19 protein-coding genes are annotated in these 19,438 nt (G+C 64.6%); 12 read left to right on the top strand and 7 right to left on the bottom strand.

The window, feature by feature from the left end; genetic code table 11:
• Positions 1-16 precede the first annotated feature (16 nt).
• Positions 17-712, bottom strand: coding sequence for a helix-turn-helix transcriptional regulator (locus DEM26_RS00475; protein WP_109171471.1), 696 nt, complete (start codon positions 710-712; stop codon positions 17-19).
• An 86-nt stretch (positions 713-798) separates the two neighbouring features.
• Between DEM26_RS00475 and DEM26_RS00470 the strand changes: the two genes are divergently transcribed.
• A complete protein-coding gene (locus tag DEM26_RS00470) occupies positions 799-2,403 on the top strand; it encodes an FAD-dependent monooxygenase (protein WP_109171470.1) in 1,605 nt (534 codons plus the stop codon).
• Positions 2,400-2,579, top strand: coding sequence for a DUF2783 domain-containing protein (locus tag DEM26_RS00465; protein ID WP_088719723.1), 180 nt, complete (start codon positions 2,400-2,402; stop codon positions 2,577-2,579). Before DEM26_RS00470 ends, DEM26_RS00465 begins: the two co-directional genes overlap by 4 nt.
• A 104-nt stretch (positions 2,580-2,683) precedes the next feature.
• Here the strand turns inward: DEM26_RS00465 and DEM26_RS00460 are convergent, their stop codons facing one another.
• The 5 genes from DEM26_RS00460 to DEM26_RS00440 are packed head-to-tail and all read right to left on the bottom strand — an operon-like array spanning position 2,684 to position 8,505.
• Positions 2,684-3,916 (bottom strand): Tm-1-like ATP-binding domain-containing protein, encoded by a 1,233-nt coding sequence (locus DEM26_RS00460; protein ID WP_109171469.1) that lies wholly within the window; start codon positions 3,914-3,916, stop codon positions 2,684-2,686.
• Positions 3,917-3,926: 10 nt separating this feature from the next.
• Positions 3,927-5,411, bottom strand: coding sequence for an aldehyde dehydrogenase (locus DEM26_RS00455; protein WP_109171468.1), 1,485 nt, complete (start codon positions 5,409-5,411; stop codon positions 3,927-3,929).
• 3 nt (positions 5,412-5,414) lie between these two features.
• Positions 5,415-6,938, bottom strand: coding sequence for a tripartite tricarboxylate transporter permease (locus DEM26_RS00450; protein WP_088722455.1), 1,524 nt, complete (start codon positions 6,936-6,938; stop codon positions 5,415-5,417).
• A gap of 12 nt (positions 6,939-6,950) precedes the next feature.
• A complete protein-coding gene (locus DEM26_RS00445; RefSeq protein ID WP_109171467.1) occupies positions 6,951-7,562 on the bottom strand; it encodes a tripartite tricarboxylate transporter TctB family protein in 612 nt (203 codons plus the stop codon).
• The gene (locus DEM26_RS00440) at positions 7,552-8,505 is read right to left on the bottom strand and encodes a tripartite tricarboxylate transporter substrate binding protein (protein WP_088719728.1); all 954 of its coding nucleotides are present in this window, start codon (positions 8,503-8,505) and stop codon (positions 7,552-7,554) included. The genes DEM26_RS00445 and DEM26_RS00440 overlap by 11 nt, the downstream gene beginning before the upstream one ends.
• A 12-nt stretch (positions 8,506-8,517) precedes the next feature.
• Between DEM26_RS00440 and DEM26_RS00435 the strand changes: the two genes are divergently transcribed.
• The 3 genes from DEM26_RS00435 to DEM26_RS00425 are packed head-to-tail and all read left to right on the top strand — an operon-like array spanning position 8,518 to position 11,424.
• Entirely contained in the window at positions 8,518-9,420 is a 903-nt protein-coding gene (locus DEM26_RS00435; protein ID WP_233242983.1) for an IclR family transcriptional regulator, read from the top strand.
• Positions 9,413-10,060, top strand: coding sequence for an HAD-IA family hydrolase (locus DEM26_RS00430; protein WP_109171466.1), 648 nt, complete (start codon positions 9,413-9,415; stop codon positions 10,058-10,060). The genes DEM26_RS00435 and DEM26_RS00430 overlap by 8 nt, the downstream gene beginning before the upstream one ends.
• An 11-nt stretch (positions 10,061-10,071) precedes the next feature.
• Positions 10,072-11,424: an aminotransferase class III-fold pyridoxal phosphate-dependent enzyme gene (locus DEM26_RS00425; RefSeq protein WP_109171465.1), complete on the top strand. Its 1,353-nt coding sequence runs from the start codon at positions 10,072-10,074 to the stop codon at positions 11,422-11,424.
• Positions 11,425-11,560: 136 nt separating this feature from the next.
• Here DEM26_RS00425 and hpaR read toward each other — a convergent pair whose 3' ends face one another.
• Positions 11,561-12,043 (bottom strand): homoprotocatechuate degradation operon regulator HpaR, encoded by a 483-nt coding sequence (gene hpaR, locus DEM26_RS00420; RefSeq protein WP_075774254.1) that lies wholly within the window; start codon positions 12,041-12,043, stop codon positions 11,561-11,563.
• Between the two features lie 104 nt (positions 12,044-12,147).
• Between hpaR and DEM26_RS00415 the strand changes: the two genes are divergently transcribed.
• From DEM26_RS00415 to DEM26_RS00385, 7 genes are all read left to right on the top strand, one after another.
• Positions 12,148-12,546: a 5-carboxymethyl-2-hydroxymuconate Delta-isomerase gene (locus tag DEM26_RS00415; protein ID WP_075774255.1), complete on the top strand. Its 399-nt coding sequence runs from the start codon at positions 12,148-12,150 to the stop codon at positions 12,544-12,546.
• Positions 12,546-14,054, top strand: coding sequence for a 5-carboxymethyl-2-hydroxymuconate semialdehyde dehydrogenase (hpaE, locus tag DEM26_RS00410; RefSeq protein ID WP_109171464.1), 1,509 nt, complete (start codon positions 12,546-12,548; stop codon positions 14,052-14,054). Before DEM26_RS00415 ends, hpaE begins: the two co-directional genes overlap by 1 nt.
• 54 nt (positions 14,055-14,108) lie before the next feature.
• Positions 14,109-15,089 carry a 3,4-dihydroxyphenylacetate 2,3-dioxygenase gene (gene hpaD / locus DEM26_RS00405; protein WP_109171463.1) on the top strand — a complete coding sequence of 327 codons (981 nt, stop codon included), beginning with the start codon at positions 14,109-14,111 and terminating at the stop codon, positions 15,087-15,089.
• 38 nt (positions 15,090-15,127) lie between these two features.
• Complete coding sequence (locus DEM26_RS00400; RefSeq protein ID WP_109171462.1) at positions 15,128-16,540, top strand: pyridoxal phosphate-dependent decarboxylase family protein; 1,413 nt, start codon at positions 15,128-15,130, stop codon at positions 16,538-16,540.
• Entirely contained in the window at positions 16,537-17,418 is an 882-nt protein-coding gene (locus DEM26_RS00395) for a fumarylacetoacetate hydrolase family protein (RefSeq protein WP_109171461.1), read from the top strand. The genes DEM26_RS00400 and DEM26_RS00395 overlap by 4 nt, the downstream gene beginning before the upstream one ends.
• On the top strand, positions 17,415-18,212 hold the full coding sequence (locus DEM26_RS00390; RefSeq protein WP_199224617.1) for a 2-oxo-hepta-3-ene-1,7-dioic acid hydratase: 798 nt from the start codon (positions 17,415-17,417) through the stop codon (positions 18,210-18,212). The genes DEM26_RS00395 and DEM26_RS00390 overlap by 4 nt, the downstream gene beginning before the upstream one ends.
• A 144-nt stretch (positions 18,213-18,356) precedes the next feature.
• Positions 18,357-19,106 carry an HpcH/HpaI aldolase family protein gene (locus DEM26_RS00385; protein ID WP_088719737.1) on the top strand — a complete coding sequence of 250 codons (750 nt, stop codon included), beginning with the start codon at positions 18,357-18,359 and terminating at the stop codon, positions 19,104-19,106.
• Positions 19,107-19,438: the final 332 nt, after the last annotated feature.

Below are 19,438 nucleotides of genomic sequence, written 5' to 3'. Positions count from 1 at the left end.
GCCGAGATTGTCGCTCCTATCCCGCGCAAATTGCGAACAGGCCGGCGCGGGAGGAAATGCCCAGCTTGCCATAGGCGCGCTTGCGGTAGGTGATCACGCTGGAGGGGGCGATGCCGAGCTCCGCCGCGATGGCCTCTGATTTGCGGCCAGAGAGGATGCCGAGGCAGACGGCGCGCTCGCGGTCGCTGAGCACCGTGAGCGCGGCCGGGACACCGGTGTCGAGGGCGCGCTCGAAATGCAGCAGGGCGAGCCGCGCGGCCAAGCGGGCGAGGTCCGGATCGCAGACGCCGCCCTCCGCCTTGACCGCATAGAAGCTGACGAAGAGGCGCAATGTCTCGCCTACGGCGAGCACCGTCGTTTTCGCCTTGAGGCCCGGTGCGTCGAAGAACCGCTCGCGGTAGCCGTCGTCCATCTCCGAGGCCAGGCCCTCCAGACGGTGCAGCTGAACGCTCCCCGAAGCCGCTGTTTCCAGGGCGGGAAGCAGGGGATCGCGTCGGAACCCGCCCGCGATATAGGCCGCCGCCAGTTCTCCGGCGAGCGCCGCATTGGCGAAGTGACGCGACAGCAGGCAGCGTGCCGCCCCTGTCTCGATCGCGAAGATCATCAGCTGATCGACACCCAGCGTCTCGACGAAATCCGCGAAAACCGGCGCGAACGCGTCGGCGCCGAGCGTCTCGAGGCAGGCATCGATCATGCGGGCGGTGGAGGACATGGGCCTTCATAGCATGTCCCCCGACAAAGGGGACAGACAGCGTGCGTCGCGATTGACTATCACCGGGCCAAAGGGAGGACTGAAGCGTGAGACCAGACGGGCGCGGCGAGACGGAGTCGCTCTATTTCGACTACCCGCATTTCGAACCGCCGAGCGATCGCGCAGGCCTCACGCGCCGGGCACGGGTCGCCATCGTCGGCGCGGGGCCGGTGGGGATGGCGGCGGCGCTCGCCCTGGCAAAGGAGGGCATCGCCTCTGTGCTCTTCGACGCGAAGGCCAGCTTCAACGACGGCAGCCGTGCGATCTGCGTGGCACGGCAGAGTTTCTACATTCTCGACCGGATCGGTGCGGTTGCGCCGTTTCTCGAAAAGGCGCTCGGATGGACCACGGGGCGGAGCTTCTACCGTGGGCGGCAAATCCTCGAATTCGACATGCCCGACAGCCCGCGCGAGAAATATCGCCCGATGTACAATATCCAGCAGCAGTTCATCGAGCAGTATCTCTGGGAGACGATCGAGCGGGAGCCGCTGATCGAGGCACGCTGGCAAAGTGAAGTGACAGGGATCGAGGATACCTCGGACGGTGTCACCCTCACCGTGCGCGACCCTAAGGGGGGGTACGACATGGCCGCCGACTGGGTTCTCGCCGCCGATGGGGCGCGCAGCCCGACCCGCAAGATGCGCGGGCTGCGCCTGAAAGGCGAGAATTACGAGGGTCGCTATGTGATCGCCGACGTCCAGATGAACCATGACTATCCGACCATCCGGCGGGCGCTGTTCGACCCGGATTGTCGACGCGGCGGCACCGTGCTGGTCCACAAACAACCCGACAATATCTGGCGTATCGACTATCAACTGCGGGACGACGAAAGCACCGAGGCCGCCATGGCCGAGGGTGAGGTACGGCGTTCCGTCGCCGCCGTACTCGCCGATCTCGGCCATGACGGCGCGTGGGAGCTGGAATGGTGGAGCGTCTATTCCGCCAACACGCTGGCCCTGGACGACTACCGCGACGGCCGGGTGTTCTTCATCGGGGACAGCGCGCATATCGTGCCGATCTTCGGCGTGCGCGGGCTCAATAACGGGCTGGCGGATGCGCAGAACATCGCCTGGAAGCTGGCGCGGGTGATCGCTGGGCGCGTGCCCGAGGGCCTGCTCGACAGCTACGCGCCCGAACGGCGCGGGGCGACGCTGGATGTCTTCGCCAATGCGTCGAAATCGGCCCGTTTCATGACGCCGCCGACCGAGGGTTGGCGGCTGATGCGTGACGCGGCGCTCAGCCTCGCGCTGACGCATCCCTTTGCCGGCGAGCTGGCAAATCCGCGGCAGATGACGCCCTACACCTATGCCGACAGTCCGATCGTGCTGCCCGACGAGAGCGGTTTCGAGGGTGGTCCCGTGCCCGGTGCGGCTTTGCCGGAAGCGCGGGTGGGTGACGGGTTCCTGTCCGACCTTCTGGGCCCGGGGTTCAACCTGTTGACCTTCAATCCGGAGCTCGAGGGTCTGGCGAAGGACGATCTTACCATCGTGGTCCTTCAGGCAAAGACCGAGGCGGAAAGCGCGCTTGGCACCGGTCCGGGCGTGACGTATCTCGTCCGCCCCGACGGCCACGTCGCTGCGCGCTGGCGCGACGCCTCGCCGGAGGCCCTTCGCGCGGCGCTGCACCGGTCCATCGGAGGAGATGAGCCATGACACCCGAACAGCTTGAAACCATCTACGAGGCGCTCGCGACACAGCTGGACGCGATACCCCAACCACAGCGCGAGCTGTTCCTGGCGAAGCTGGTACTGTTGCAGGCGCACGAGGCAGCCGATCCCGACACGACGCTGCGCCACATCGCGGAAGCAGCAAGGGATCTCGACGACTGAGGCGGGCCTATGCGGCGAGGATGGTTCGACCTACGCTTTGCGGAGGCCGAGGAGATCGCGCCGTCGCTCTCCGAATGGGCCGGTTGCTGCCGGGCCGATGTCGCTTAGCCCTTGATCACCCCGTCCTCGCGCCATGCGTCGAAGATCGCGAGCGCGGTTGCGGCGAACTCGGGGTCGTTGATATGCGCGTCCACCTCGTGCAGCGCGACGGTGTCGGGCGCACAGGCGCGGATTTCCTCGAAGAAGCCCGCAAGCCCCTCGGAGTCGTGCAGATCATGACCGGGACGGTCCAGCTCGTGCACCCCGCCCAAGGGCAGCAGCAGCGCGGTCGGTCCCTTTGCCCCAGCCAATTTCTCGCAATGCGCACGCGCCACGGCCCTACGCTCCGCATGATCGAGCACGACCGAGGTCAGCAGCCGGTTATGTGCATGGCTCGGATGTTCCGCCCATTTGTCGGGCAGGGGCTGCCAGCCGATCATGTCGACGAGGTCGTGACAGGCAGGGGCGACGATCTGCGGCGTGCCCGATGCGCCTGCGTTGGTCATCCGGTCGGCGCCTGCGCTGATCGCGGAGCCATGCAGATGGTTGCCGATTTCCTGCGTCGCGAAGTCGAAGACGCAGGCGAAGGCGCCCTGTGCCGCGAGGCTCTCGAAGGCACGCCCGCCCATGCCGGTGGCGTGGAACACCGCGACCTCGTAGCCGCGCGCTTCCAGCTCGGGTTTCAGAGTCACCATGTATTTCAGGAAGGATTTCCCGAAGGATGTCATCCCGATCAGCGGTTTCGACCGGTCGGGCCGTTCCACCGCGCGGGCCGCGCCCAGAACCGCGCCCGCCGCCTGGCTGAGCGAGGCTTTGCAGATCGAGTTCAGCCCGTAAAGCCCGCCCGCCCAGAGGATCATCTGCACATCCGCCGCGATCCGTTCGGGCGGCAGCAGCGGCGAAAAGGAGACCGTCGAGACGATGTATTTCGGCACCCCGATCGGCAGCGCCGCACATAGGTCGAGCGCCAGATCGGTGCCCATCGTTCCGCCCAGCACAACCATTCCGTCGAAGACGCCATCGGCGTGGAGTTGAGCGACCAGCGTCGCGCCCCCGCGCGCCATGATCTGCATCGCCCGGTTTTCGTCGCCGCTCGCAATTGCGGCCTCGATAGAGGAGCCGCCCGCTTCGGCCACCTGATGCTTGCTGTATTCGACCGGGGTCGAGGGGTCGCCCAGCACCGAGACATCCATGCGCAGGACACGCCCGCCCTGTGCCTCGATCACCTCGCGAAGATAGGTCAGTTCATCGTCCTTGGTGTCGTAAGTGCCGACAACGAGAATGGTACGATCGGTCATAGGCGCCCCCTCACAGTTTGATCCAAGCGGTTTTCAGATCGAGATATTTGTCGAACGCATGCAGAGACTTGTCATGCCCGTTGCCCGATTGCTTGACGCCGCCCAGGGGCACTGTCAGGTCGGATCCGCCATAGGTGTTCACATGCACGAGCCCCGCGTGGATGCCCCGGATCATCCGGTGCGCGCGGCTCAGATCTGCGGTCCAGACGGCCGCGGCGAGCCCGTAATCGGTGCCGTTGGCGATTTGCAGGGCCTCTTCCTCGGTATCGAAGGGGATAACCGCCAGAACCGGGCCGAAGACTTCGCGCTGCGCGATCGGATCTTCGGGGGCGACCCCGGTGACTATCGTGGGCTCCATGAAGAAGCCGCCAGTTTCCTCGCGGATGCGCTTGCCGCCGAAGACCTGACGCCCCGCGGCCTCGGCCTCGCTGACGAAGCGCAGGTTCTGCTCCAGCTGGCGGGCGGAGTTCACCGCCCCGGCCTGCGTCGCGGGATCGAGCGGGTCGCCCACCTGCATCGTCTCGGTAAAGGCGCGCAGCTTCTCGACGAACGCGTCATGGATCGACCGCTCGACCAGCAGTCGCGATCCGGCGATGCAGACTTGCCCCGAATTGCGGAAGATGCCGTTGGCGGCGACCTTCACGGCCGTGTCCAGATCGGGCGCGTCGGCAAAGACGATATTGGGGGACTTGCCGCCCAACTCCAGATAGACGCGCTTGAGGTTCGACTTCGCGGCATTTTCCAGCAGACGCCGACCGACCGGGGCGGAGCCGGTGAAAACCATCACGTCGATCTCCATCGACAGCGTCATCGCTTCGCCGACCACCGCGCCTTCGCCCAGTACGACGTTGAAGACGCCCGGGGGTATCCCGGCCTCGAGCGCCAGATCGGCGACCCGGCGCAGCGTGAGCGACGCGGTCTCGGCCGGTTTCAGCACGACCGTATTGCCCGCCGCCAGCGCCGGACCCAGTTTCCATGCGCCAATCATCAGCGGGAAATTCCACGGCACGATCGCGCCGACCACGCCGACGGGTTCGCGATGCACCAGCCCCAGCGCGTCGGGCGCGGTGGGGGCGATCTCGCCATAGATCTTGTCGATCGCCTCGGCATAGTAGCGGATCGTCGCGGCAGCCGAGAACGGTTCGGCCTTCAGCGCCATGCCGATCTCGGTGCCATTGTCGCGCACACCCAGAACGGCGAGTTCGAGCGCGTTCGCCTCGATCAGGGCGGCCCATTTCAACATCACCGCCTTGCGCGCGCCCGGGGCGAGCCCTGACCAGCGCCCGTCGTCGAAAGCCGCCCGCGCACTGGCAATCGCCGCTTCGGCATCGGCAGCCGTGCCGCGCGCCAGCGTGGTGAGTTCCTTCCCGTCGAGCGGGGAGATCACCGGCAGGGTGCCACCGTCGGAGGCGGGCTGCGCCGCGCCCTCGATCAGATGCAGGGCAGGGGGAACGTCGGCGCTGCGCAGCGCGGCGATCTTGTCGATATCGAGCATTGCTTACCTCGTGAAACTGTCGTGCATGTCGTGGTCGTGCGCACCCTCTGGCTCGCGGTTCTGGCGCTCGCGGTAGAGGCTCGCGAAATGGGCGATCAGAAGCCCGCAGATCGCCAGACCAAGGATCGCCGCGATCGGGCGGTCGAAGAAGTCGATCGGCACGTGCACGCGGGCCATCGACGACCGCAGCTTGGTCTCCATGATGCCGCCCAGAACCATGCCCAGAACTATCGGCACGATCGGCAGGTTTTGCCGTTTCAGGATCAGGCCGAGGACGCCAAACGCCGCAGCAATCGCGCAGTCCACGATCGAATTGCGCAACGAATAGACGCCCACGAAGCTGAGCACGAGGATCATCATGCCGAGGAAACGCGTCGGGATCTGGATGATCTTGAGCAGCCAGTTCGACGAGACGAGCATGAACAGCACCACGATGATGTTGAGCAGGATCATCGCGATATAGAGCGCGTAGACGAAATCGAGCTTGTTCTGGAACAGCTGCGGGCCGGGGATCACGTTATGGACGTAGAAGACCGACAGCATCATCGCGGTCAGGGCCTCACCGGGAATGCCAAGCGCCAGAAGCGGGATCATTGCCGCGGCAGGCACTGCGTTATTTGCGGCCTCCGAGGCGATCAGGCCTTCAGGGCTGCCCTTGCCGAATTCCTCGGGCGTCTTCGAGGTCTTCTGCGCGTAGGTGTAAGATAGAAACTGCGCGGTAAACTCGCCGACGCCGGGGATCATCCCCATCATCACGCCGCAACTCGCGGCAAACCCCGCCACCCGCTTGTGGCGCAGCACACCCATCATCGCGCGTCCCATCGAGCCTTCGATGCGTTGCGCATGCGGTGCGGATTCCGGCTCAATCAGCAGCAGGAACGCCTGGCTCAGCGCGAACAGTCCGAGGACCACCACGATCAGGTCGAAGCCCGAGTTGAGGAAGTCGAAACCAAAGGTGAAGCGCATCGTGTATTTGACGGGCTCCAGACCTACGGTCTGCAGAAATATCCCGAAGGCCGCCAGCATGCCGGCCGCGAAAGTCTGGCCGCGATGGGCGAGGATCACCAGGACGATGCCCAGCAGTGCGGCCAGGAAAATCTCGCGCGAGCCGAACATCGGCGCGATCTTCGCAAGCACCGGCGAGAGCAGGATCAGAGCGATGATCGAGGCGATGCCACCGAAGAACGAGGCACCATAGGCGAGGCCGAGCGCGCGCAGCGCTTCGCCCTTCTTCGTCATCGGGTGGCCGTCATAGGTGGTCAATGCGTTGACTGCCGTACCGGGCGTGTTGATCAGGATCGCGGGAAGCGAGCCGCCAAACATCGACGAGCCGTAGATGCCCAGCAGCATGGTCAAGCCGACCAGCGGCGGCATTGCGAAGGTCGCGGGCAGCAGGATGGCGATCGCGACGGCAGGGCCGACACCGGGGATCGCACCGATGACCACCCCGCCGATCGAGCCGATCAAGAGAGCGACCATAACGTCGAGGCGCATCAGCATCTCTGCGCCGGAAAGCAGCATGTCCATCAGGGACGCTCCTTAGAAGTAGGTCATCAGAATTGCGCGGAAGGGCGCAGGCGCGGCCTCGTAGATCATTCCGGCAGGAATTTTTACTTGCAGGAAGCTTTTGAAAAGCACCACGACGACAACGGAAAACAGCACGGAGACCAGCATCCAGCGCCAGCCGCGATAGCCGAGGCGCAGCGTCATCGTGCAGCTGAACAGGATCGTGGCGAGCAGGTAGCCGATGAGCGGCACCAGCGCGACATAGACCATGAACCACACGGCATATTCGAGCGAGCGCAGCCATTGCGCGACTTCGCGCCAGCGCCCGGGAATGCGCTCCGAGACGAACGAGCCGAGCAGGTGAAACATGCTGAACACGACCATCGCGAAGATCGAGACCATCGGCCAGAATGCGGGCTGTGCGTAGGTCTTGGTGCGCTTGACCCATTCGGTCTGCCAGGGCAGGGCGATCAGCAATCCGATCGAGAGTGCGAAGAACAGCACGGCGAAGGCCATGTCTCCGGGACGGCGATAGCGTTTGAACAGATCTTCCAGGTTCTTGGTGCGGATCGCCCGGACCGAGCGGGCACCCGCGCGCGGTGGTTCCTTGCGCGCGGGACCCGAGGAGGACGGCTCATTCGCCATTGATGAGACCGTCGATCGTGCCGAGGGTTTCACTATCATGCGCGATGCGCTGCTGCGCGGTCGCCGCATCCTGCCAGTAGACCAGCGCACCGGTCTGATCGGCCAGTTCCTTGGCCTTGTCCGAACTCATGACCTTTTCGGCGACGGCGGCGATCTTCTGGCGCACGTCTTCGGGGGTGCCTTTCTTGACGAAGAGGCCATCCCACAGCGCCAGGTCGAGATCCGGTTCCAGCTCGCCGACGGTCGGCGTGTCGGGCGTCAGCGGAATGCGCTTCTCTCCGATCGAGGCCATCACGTTCACATCGTCGAGGCAGGGCAGGATCAGTTGCAGCGTCGTGTTGATCACGTCCGCATCGCCCGAAGCCAGCGTGTTGCAGTCCAGCGCGTCGAACGCAGCCTCGGAGCCGAAATCGAAACCCTTCTTCTTTGCGAGCGCGAAGGTCACCTGCGTCGGGATCAGGAAGGAACCGAAATGCCCCAGGGCGACATCGTGGTCCTTGGCGTAGGTCGCGAGTTCATCGATCGTCGCGTAAGGCGCGTCCTTGGAGGCCGCGATGACGAACGGGTAGGTCAGGAAGATGCCCACCGGCTCGAACGGATCGGGGCTGAGCGCGGGGATGCCGACCGAAGGGCCGACCACCGGCACGTCGATCACGAAAGAACCGATAGTGTAGCCATCGGCGGGCGCCTGCGCGACTTCGGCCGCACCGGGGAAGGGGCCGCCGCCGCCGCCGGGCTTGTTCACCACGGCAGCGGGAACGCCATAGGTCTTCTGGAACTCGTCCGCGATCATCCGGGTCAGCACGTCTTCCAGATCGCCCGGCGGGAACGGAACGACGAATTCGACGGGTTTCTCTGGATACTCGGCCTGCGCGGGCAGGCCCGCGGCAAGCGGGAGGCCGAGGGCGAGCGCCCCTGCCAGCAGCTTGAAGGTCGACGTCATGAAGCTCTCCTGTTGAGTGGTTTATTATTTGAACCGTTGGTAGCAAATATTCTTGCATCGGGTTTTCTTTTCTGTCAACGTTTCAGTTGCAACGAACGGAAATTTTACGGGAGGCTGCCAAAGGGCTCGATGGGAACGATCAAAAAGGCATTGGAATTGCTGGATTATATTTCCACTCAGCGTCCCGAGATCGGGCTCGGCGAGTATGTTCGCCTCACGCAGCGCGATAAGGCCACCGTGCACCGCCATCTCGTCGAACTGGCCGAATGCGGCTTTCTGGAACAGAACCCGGAGACGCGTCGCTATCGGCTGGGCCCCGCGATTCTGCGTCTCTATGGCGTGCGCGAAGCGAATATGCCGCTGCGGTCGGTATTGCGTCCGTTCATCGAAGAGATGGCGCAGGAGGTCGGCGAGCTGGTCCATGTCTCTCTGTTGCAAGGCCAACAGCTGTCGCCGGTCGTGCATCACGATCCGCGCCTGCACGGGACGCAGGTCGCGTTCGACGAGTCGCAGCTTCTGCCCCTGCACGCGACCGCCTCTGGTTTGGTGATGCTCTGCTTCGGCGGAGACGATCTACGGGCGCGGGTTCTGGATGCGCCGCTCGAGAGCTTCACCGCCCAGACCGTCGTCGATCCCGATAGTCTGCGCGAAAAGCTGGCGGAATGCCGTGCCAATGGCAGCGTCTGGGTGGAGAAGGGCTTCGACGACGAGGTTTCCTCCCTCGCGGGGCCGATTTTCGGGCTCGGTGGCGCGGTGATCGGCGCGGTTTCGATCGCGGTCCCTTCGTCGCGCGCGGTGGGCGACAAACGCGCAGCCATGGTGGAGGCGCTGCGAAAATGGGTGCCCCGTCTGTCCGAGCTCATGGGCGGTTCGCTTCCTGCGGATTATCAACAGCGCGAGGTGTCGCATGGCTGAGCGCGCGCTCGTGCTCGACTTCGGTGGCGTGATCTCACGCACGCTTTTCGAAACGCATGATCTGACCGAGGTTGCGTTGGGGCTCGCTTCGGGAAGCTTGAACTGGCGCGGTCCGTTCGAGCCTCAGACCGACCCGCTCTGGCGCGCGATGCAGGCAGATGAAATCTCGGAGCGCGACTATTGGCGCCAGCGCACGCAGGAGGTGGCGGCTCTGGTCGGATGCGATTGGAGCGAGATGTCCGATTTCGTGCGCGCGGCGCGCGGGGCGAGCCCTGCCGACGTGATCCGCCCGGAATTCCTCGCGGCGATCGACAAGGCCGAGGCTGCAGGGTGCCGCCTCGCTATCCTGTCCAACGAGCTCGACCTGTTCTACGGCGCCGACTTCCCCAAGAAGCTGCCCTTCCTGCGCCGCTTTGACGCCGTGATCGACGCGACTTACACCAAGATTCTGAAACCCGATCCGCGCGCCTATCAAGGTGTGCTCGACGCGCTCGGCCTTCCGGCCGAAGCCTGCGTTTTCGTCGATGACCAGCTGCGCAACATTCGCGGCGCCGAGGCTGTCGGCATGATCCCCGTTCACTTCGACGTGCAATCTCCCGCCCAGGGCTACGCCACCGCGCTGCGCCTGTTGGGCCTATGATGAGGACCGACATGAAAGACGAGAATTTCCTGAAAGAGCGTAACGCCCGTTCGATCTGGCACCCGATGGCGCACCCTGCGGATAGCCAGAAGAACCTGCCCGAGATCATCGTCGCCGGCGACGGTGTGACGATCACCGATGTCGATGGCCACAAGACGGTCGACGGCGTGGGCGGGCTGTGGAACGTCAATCTAGGGTTCTCGTGCCAGCCGGTGAAGGACGCCATTGCCGCGCAGCTCGACCGTCTGCCCTATTACTCGATCTTTCGCGGCACCACGAATGACGCGGTGATCGAACTGGGGGAGATGCTCGCCGAATTCTTCGCCCCCGACGGGCTGGAGCGCGCCTTCTACACTTCGGGCGGTTCGGATTCGGTCGAGATCGCGCTGCGTCTGGCGCGGCAATATCACAAGGTGCGCGGCGAGGCGGGGCGGGTGAAATACCTCTCGCTCAAGAAGGGCTATCACGGCACCCATACGTTGGGCGCGAGCGTCAACGGCAACGCCAATTTCCGAACCCAGTACGAACCGCTGATGCCGGGCTGCTACCACATCCCGGCACCCTATACTTATCGCAACCCCTTCAACGAGACAGATCCCGAGAAGCTGGCCCAGCTTTGCCTCGCCGCGCTGGAAGACGAGATCAAGTTCCAGGGCGCGGAGACGATCGCCGCGATGATCATGGAGCCGATCCTGGGCGCAGGCGGCGTGATCGTTCCCCACGAAAGCTTCATGCCCGGCGTGCGCGCGATCTGTGACAAATACGGCATTCTACTGATCGCCGACGAGGTGATCACCGCCTTCGGTCGCACTGGCGCATGGTCGGGTTCGCGGCTCTGGGGCGTTCAGCCGGACATGATGACCACCGCCAAGGCGATCACCAACGGCTATTTCCCCTTCGGCGCCGTGATGATCTCGGGCCGCGTCGCGGAAGTCTTCGAATCCGACACCAGCGGCAAGGCGGCGATCGGGTCGGGCTACACCTATTCGGGCCATCCGGTCGGCGCGGCGGCGGCTATCGCCTGCCTGAAGGAAACGCAGGCGCTCAACGTCAAGGACAACGCGGCAGCCCGTGGAACGCAGCTTCACGAAGGGCTCTTGGCGCTTCAGGAGAAACACGACATCGTGGGCGATGTGCGGGGTGGGCGTGGCTTGATGTGCGCGCTGGAGCTGGTTTCGGACCGCGCGACCAAGGCGCCGATCGACAAGGCCAGCATCGCCAAGGTCCACCGCGGTGCCTACGAAACGGGCGCAATGGTTCGGGTGTCGGGCAACAACGTGATCCTGTCGCCCTCGTTGATCGTGACCGAAGGCAATATTGCGACGATCCTCAACGCCCTCGATGCGGGTCTCGCGGCGGTCTGATCGCAGAACGCCCGGTCGGCTGCTTTGGGCCGGGCGATTTCAATTCATCGCATTCACCGCTTGACGCGGGGTTTCCTCGGGATGCGCCGCGGCACTGGAGGGCGGGATCGCGAAGCGCGCGCCAATCCGGGCTGTTTCACGCGCGCTCGTCATGTTCCAGCGCGGCGACGAAAGCTTCAAGCTCATCGAGAAGCCGGGTGATCCGCTCTGCGCCGATTTCGGCCTCGAGCTTGGCATAGATCTCTGCGCTTTGCGGCGAGACGTCACGAAGGAAGGCGGTGCCGGCCTCGCTCAGGCCGACGCGGGCCCGTCTGCGGTCTTCGCCGTCGCGGCGGATTTCGATCAATCCACGAGTCTCGAGCGCGCGCAGCATCCGGGTCAGCGAAGGGGCCAGCACGCAGGCACGTTCGGCCAGCATCGTGGCGTCGAGCGGTCCGCTCTCGCGCAGCACCCGCAACACGCGCCATTGCTGCTCGGTCACGTCATGCGCGTTGAGCATCGGGCGGAACCGCTCCATCACCAATTCCCGCGCCCGCAGCAGGGCGATCGGCAAGGAGCGACGCGGGGCGTTCAACTCGAACCCGTCGGGCCGCTGTCGGGGGGCGCTGTCTTGGGGCATCGAAACCTCGTTCCTGTCAGGTGGCGCGCAAAATCGGTGGGTTTGGAGCAGTTGACAAGTCTGGATAAGCTTAACATGTTAATGAAAAGCACGGGAGGAGAATCGTGCCGCATCTCAAGATCGAATATTCCGCAGGGCTGGCGGAGCGCGTCGATATGTCGGCGGTCTGCCATGCGCTGCATGCCGCGATGGTCGAATGTGGTCTGTTCCCGGTGGCCGGAATCCGAGTGCGCGCCTTCCGCGCCGATCATGCGGTCGTGGCCGACGGATTGCCGGAGAACGACTTCGCCGCGCTGACGCTTTCGGTGGGGGCAGGGCGGGACACGGCGACCTTGCGCGCGGGGGGCGACGCGATTTTTGCCGCCGCCCAGACCGCGCTTGCCGGTCCGCTGGCCACCGAACATTTCGCGCTCTCGCTCGAAATCCGGGTGATCGATCCGGAGCTGAGCTGGAAGCAGACACCGATCCACGCCCGCCTGTCGGGCCAAGCCAAGGGTAAGTGATGACCGATCTGACGGAAAACCTGCGCCGTGCCGAAGGCTATATCGCGCATTTCGCGCAAACCGGCGTGCGCAATCACATCGGAGGCGAAAGCGTCGCGGCCGCATCCGGTGCCACGTTCGACACGCTGTCGCCCGTCGATCTGAAGCCGCTGGCAAAGGTCGCGAAAGGCGGGGTCGAGGATATCGACCGCGCGGTCGCCGCTGCGAAAGAGGCGTTCAAGACCTGGAGCAAGATGCCCGGGACCGACCGCCGCAAGCTCCTGATCAAAGTCGCCGAGGCGATCGAGGCGAATGCCGAGCGCATCGCCTTTACCGAATGCCTCGACACCGGACAGGCGCTGCGCTTCATGTCGAAAGCGGCACTGCGTGGTGCGGCCAATTTCCGGTTCTTCGCGGATAAGGCTCCGGCGGCCGAGGATGGTCAGGCTCTGCGCAACGCGACGCAGATGAACGTGACCTCGCGCCGCCCGATCGGCCCCGTGGGCGTCATCACCCCGTGGAACACGCCCTTCATGCTATCCACCTGGAAGATCGCCCCCGCGCTGGCGGCTGGCTGCACGGTGGTGCACAAGCCTGCCGAATTTTCGCCGATGACCGCCAAGCTGCTGGTCGAGATCGCCGAGGAGGCCGGGCTGCCGAGAGGGGTTCTGAACCTCGTTAACGGCTACGGCGAGGATGCGGGCAAGCGGCTGACCGAACATCCCGACATCAAGGCGATTGCGTTCGTGGGCGAAAGCCGCACCGGTTCGATGATCATGGCGCAGGGCGCGGCGACGCTGAAGCGCGTGCATTTCGAGCTCGGCGGGAAGAACCCCGTGATCGTGTTCGACGATGCTGACATCGACCGCGCCGTCGATGCCGCGAGCTTTATGATCTACTCTCTCAACGGCGAACGCTGCACCTCGTCCTCTCGGCTTCTGGTGCAGGAGAACATCTACGACGAGGTCTGCACGCGCGTCGCCAAGGTGGCGGCGAATATCAAGGTCGGCCATCCGCTCGACCCTGAAACGGTGGTCGGCCCGCTGATCCATCCCGAGCATGAGGCCAAGGTGCTGTCCTATTTCGAGACCGCGCGCAAGGAAGGCGCGACGATCGCGACCGGCGCCAAGAAAGTCGGCGATCAGGGCTGCTACGTCGCGCCCACGCTGTTCACGCAAGCCCGTAACGACATGACCATTGCGCAGGAGGAAATCTTCGGCCCGGTGCTGACCGCGATCCCCTTCGCCGACGAGGATGAGGCGCTCGCCTTGGCCAATGACGTCGATTACGGGTTGGCCGCCTATCTGTGGACTGCCGATCTGGATCGCGCCATGCGGATGACCGACGCGCTGGAGGCGGGCATGATTTGGGTGAATTCAGAGAACGTGCGCCATCTGCCCAGCCCGTTCGGCGGCGTGAAGGCTAGCGGCATCGGGCGCGATGGCGGCGACTGGTCCTTCGATTTCTATATGGAGACGGTCAACGTTTCCTTCCCGCGTCAGGCACATCGCGTGCCGCGCCTCGGCTAACGACAGAGGGCGGTCGGAGGAGGCCGCCCCGATCTTTCCTCAAGGGAGCGAGACATGCCCATTCCGGCCCCGAACCTGTATCCACCGTTCAACATCATCCGTCTCAGCCATGTCGTCTTCGGCGTGACCGATCTGGCCGCCAGCCGCGCCTTCTATGTCGATACGCTGGGGCTTCAGGTGACCGACGAGGACGATCGTCATATCTTCCTGCGTGCGATGGAAGAGCGCGGGCATCACTCGGTCGTGCTGGTCAAGACGCCCGAGGCCAATGTGCGCTCGCTCGCCTTCAAGCTGTTCGACGAGGGCGAGCTGGACAAGGCGCATGACTGGTTCGAGGCCGAGGGTCATTCGGTCGAATGGGTCGAGCGCCCTTATCAAGGCCGCACCCTGCGCACCCATGACTGTTTCGGCATGCCGATCGAGTTCTATTTCCGGATGGACCGGCTGGAGCCGATCCACCAGAAATACGCCCTCTATCACGGCGTCAAACCGCTCCGGATCGACCATTTCAACTGCTTTGCCAGCGATGTCGACAAGGCGGTCGAGTTTTACAATCGCATCGGTTTCCGCGTCACCGAATATACCGAGGACGAAGAGAGCGGGCGGCTTTGGGCGGCATGGACCCATCGCAAGGGCGGGGTGCATGACATCGCCTTCACGAATGGGCTTGGCCCGCGTTTGCATCACACCGCGTTCTGGGTGCCGACGCCGCTCAACATCATCGATCTGCTCGACCTGATGTCGACCACCGGCTATGTCGCCAATATCGAGCGCGGACCGGGCCGCCACGGCATTTCGAACGCGTTCTTCCTGTATATCCTCGATCCCGATGGTCACCGGATCGAGATCTACTGCTCGGATTATCAGACCGTCGATTCCGATCTCGAGGCGATCCGCTGGGATCTGAAGGACCCGCAGCGTCAGACGCTGTGGGGGGCGCCCGCTCCGCGCTCGTGGTTCGAGCATGGCTCGCGGTTTCAGGATGTCGAGCCGGTCGCCAGCGACATGAAGGCCACTCCGATCATCGCGCCGTGAGCGGGCCCCGTACACGAGACCCTTGCAGGAGAGACAGGATGGATGCTCAGGATTTCGAGACATGGTCGCGGCGCGCGGCGGAATGGGGCGTTAAATATCGCGAAACACTCGATGCCCGCCCGGTGCGCGCGCGCACGACGCCCGGCGAGATCTACCGCGCGATCCCGCCCAGGCCGCCCGAGAACGGCTGCGAAATGGAGCGGATCTTTGACGAGTTCGAGAGCCTGATCGAGCCGGGCATGACCCATTGGCAGCATCCGCGCTTCTTCGCTTACTTTCCCAGCAATGCCGCCCCTGTCTCGGTGGTGGCGGAATATCTGGTCACCGCTATGGCCGCGCAATGCATGCTGTGGCAGACCTCTCCGGCCGCGACCGAGCTGGAAACCCGGATGATGGAATGGCTGCGCGACGCGCTGGGGCTGCCCGAGGCGTTCTCGGGCGTCATTCAGGACAGCGCCTCGTCCGCGACGCTGGCGGCGGTCTTGATGATGCGCGAGCGTACGTTGGGCTGGCAGGGAAATCGCGCGGGGCTCAGTCAAGCGCTACGCCTGCGGATCTATTGCTCGGATCAGGTGCATTCCTCCATCGATCGGGCGATCTGGATCGCGGGGATCGGGCAGGACAACCTTGTGAAACTGCCCGCCGATCCGCGTAGTGGCGCGCTCCCGCCCGAAGCGCTGGAGGCGGCGATCCGCGCGGACCTGGCGGCCGGGTATCAGCCCGCCGGGGTAATCGGCTGCGTCGGGGCGACCAGCACCGGGGCCTGCGACGATATTGGCGAGCTGGTCGCGGTCGCGCATGCCCATGATCTGTTGATCCATGTCGATGCGGCCTGGGCGGGTTCCGCAATGATCTGTCCCGAGTTCCGCACGCTTTGGGCCGGGATCGAGGGTGCGGATTCCGTCGTCTTCAATCCGCATAAATGGTTGGGCGCGTCTTTCGACTGCTCGGCCCATTTCATTCGCGACCCCGAGATGCTGGTGCGCACGCTGGCGATCCAGCCCGAGTATCTCAAGACCCATGGTCGCGATGGGGTCGTCAACTATTCCGAATGGTCCGTCCCCCTGGGGCGCCGTTTCCGCGCGCTCAAGCTGTGGTTCCTGCTGCGCTTTCACGGGCTTGAGGGGCTGCGCGCGATGATCCGCGATCACGTTCGCTGGGCGGGGATGCTGCATGACCGGCTGGCTGCAACCCCGGGCGTTGAGATCGTGACCGCCCCGGTGCTGTCGCTGTTCTCGTTTCGCCGCGCGGGCGCATCGGACGACGATACGATCTCGCATCTGAGCGCGATCAACGATGACGGGCGCATCTACCTTACCCAAACGCGGGTCGGCAGCCAGCTTGCGATCCGCTTCCAGGCCGGGTCCTTCGCGATGCGCGAAGCCGATATCGACATCGCCTACAGCGCCATTCTCGATGGCCTGGGACTTTCACAGGAAGGAATGTCATGACGCTGACACTGCCGCGCATCGCGGCGTTTCGCACCGTTGGCACGGATCGCTACGGCGTGGTGCAGGATGGCGGCATCGTCGATCTGACGCCGGAGTTCGGCGCGCGGTTCGCGACCCTGCAGCAGGTCGTCGAGGCCGGCGCGCTGGAAGAGGTGATCGCGGCGGCGGAGGGCCGCGCGCCTGATTGCCGCGCCGACGAGGTCGAGTTCCTGATCCCGATGGCCGCGCCTGAAAAGCTGATCTGCATCGGGGTGAACTTTCCCGACCGCAACGCGGAATACAAGGACGGGCAGGCCGCGCCGCCTTATCCCTCGATGTTCATCCGCTTCCCGCGCAGCTTCACCGGGCATGGCCAGCCGCTGATCCGTCCGCCGGAAAGCTCGCAACTCGATTACGAGGGCGAGGTGGCGATCGTGATCGGCAAGGCGGGTCGCCGGATCGCGAAGGAAGACGCCTACGATCACATCGCCGCGCTGACCCTGTGCAACGAGGGCACGATCCGCGACTGGGTGCGCCATGCGAAATTCAACGTGACCCAGGGCAAGAACTGGGACCGCTCAGGCGCGATGGGCCCGTGGCTGGTGCCGTTCCGCGAGGCCGCGCAACTGGACGACATCGAGCTGACCACCCGCGTCAATGGCGAGATCAGGCAAAAAGACCGCACAGGCCGGATGATCTTCGATTTCCGCTATATCGTGAATTACGTGTCCACCTTCACGACGCTGGCGCCAGGCGACGTGATCGTGTGTGGCACGCCGACCGGGGCGGGAGCGCGGTTCGATCCGCCGATCTGGCTGCAACCGGGCGACGTGATCGAGGTCGAGGCCGAAGGCATCGGTTCGTTGCGCAACTCCGTCGCGGATGAGCCGACATGCTGAGCCCCGATCAGATCGCGCAGGCCGCCGACGAGTTGCTGGCCGCCGAAGAGGCGCGCAGACAGATCGGGCTGCTGAGCCTGCGCCATCCGGAGATGACGCTTGACGACGCCTATGCGATCCAGTCGGCGCAATTGGCGCGCAAGCTGGCGGCGGGGCGGTCGATCCTTGGCTGGAAGATCGGTTTGACCTCAAAGGTGATGCAAGCCGCGCTGAAGATCGAGACGCCGGATTCGGGCGTGCTCTATGATGATATGCTGTTCGCCAATGGCGCAACCGTGCCCGCGGGCCGTTTCATCCAGCCGCGGGTCGAGGCCGAGATCGCCTTCGTGATGAAAGCGCCGCTCGATGCCACGGCGGATCGCGCTGCGGTGCTGGCGGCGACCGATTACGTGGCCCCGTCGCTGGAGATCCTCGACACCCGCATTCTGCGCGCCGATCCCGCGACCGGGCAGGCGCGTGTGATTGTCGATACCGTGTCGGACAACGCGGCGAATGCGGGGATCGTGCTGGGCGAGGCGCGCCACGATCCGGCCAAGGTCGACCTGCGCTGGACCGGTGCGATCCTTCGCAAGGATGGCGAGGTCGAAACTACCGGGCTAGGCGCGGCGGTGCTGGACGATCCGGTGCAGGGGCTGGTCTGGCTCGCGCGGCGAATGGGCCAATACGGCCAGCGGATCGAGGCGGGGCAGGTGATCCTGTCGGGCTCGTTCATCGCGCCGATCGAGTGCCCGCCCGGGACCCGGATCGAGGCCGATTTCGGCACCTTCGGGAACGTCGCTATTGCCTTCGACTGAGACGGCACGTCATCCAAATCCGGCGGATCGCTGTTTGCGAAGTGCGACCCGCGTCTGTTTCGAATAAGCTCCGAACCAACCTTTTCAAGACGGCCCCGGGCATCCCTCCCGCGCGTGCCGAGGTCAACAAGAGAGAAAGTCACGATGGTCGATCTGCCAAGGAATTCGTTCAAAGCCGCGCTGAAAGCCTTCGAGGTCCAGCGGGGCTGTTGGTGCACGATGAGCGATCCGCTCGCCACCGAGCTGATCGCCGGCTGCGGTTACGACTGGATGATGTTCGACACCGAGCATTCGGCGCTCGACCCGCGCAGTGTTTTGCCGCTGCTGCAGGCGGTGGCCCCGTATCCTCTCTCGCCGATCGTGCGGCCCGGCTCTCTCGACGCGGCGGAGATCAAGAAAATCCTCGACCTCGGCGCGCAGACGATCCTCGTGCCGATGGTGCACGACGCAGAGATGGCGCGCGCTGCGGTGGCGGCGGTCGAATATCCGCCGCGGGGCATGCGTGGGGTCTCCGGCATGAACCGCGCCACGCGCTTCGCGACGGTCCCGGGCTATCACAAGGTCGCACGTGAAGAGATATGTCTTGTCGTACAGATCGAGAGCGTCGAGGGCCTCTCCAATCTCGAAGAGATCGCGGCCGTGCCCGGGGTTGACGGAATCTTCGTCGGACCTGCGGATCTGGCCGCCTCGCTTGGGCACCCGGGCGAGCCTTCGCACCCCGAGACTACTGCGGCGGTGCTAGATGCGATCACGCGCATCCGCGCCGCGGGCCTGCCGCCGGGCATCCTGACCACCGACGACGAGGTCTATCAGCGTGCGCTCGAGGCCGGCGCCGTTTTCGTCTCCCGTGACATTGACCTGATCGCACTGCGCAAGGGGCTCACCCTTGGGTAAGGGCACCTTCGGACGCGAAAGAGGTTACGTCTGATGCCATGACGTTACAGAGCTTGGTCAGCGCTGAGATCGGCGACGGCACGTTCTTTTGGAGCTGTTGCATGCCGAGCTGGCTCTGTACCCACGCGACGCGCGCAGCGGTAGAGGAGGATGTCGCCGGCTTTGATCAGGGTGGCGGGCTGGTGACGCCACCCCGATTTCGTCAGCGTGATCGGGGCCTTGTTGCCTGTCGCGCCGTGCTTTGCTCGCCTTCTTGCGATTGCACTTCTCTTACAGCCAAGGAAGCGTAGCGGAAAATTCCAGTTTCAAACGGTCCAATTTTCTCGGGGCGG

The sequence above is a fragment of the Thioclava sp. NG1 genome, assembly GCF_003122275.1.
Classification (GTDB): domain Bacteria; phylum Pseudomonadota; class Alphaproteobacteria; order Rhodobacterales; family Rhodobacteraceae; genus Thioclava; species Thioclava nitratireducens.
The sequence above is the reverse complement of the archived record's forward strand: the minus strand, read 5'-3'. Positions and strand labels throughout refer to the sequence as shown.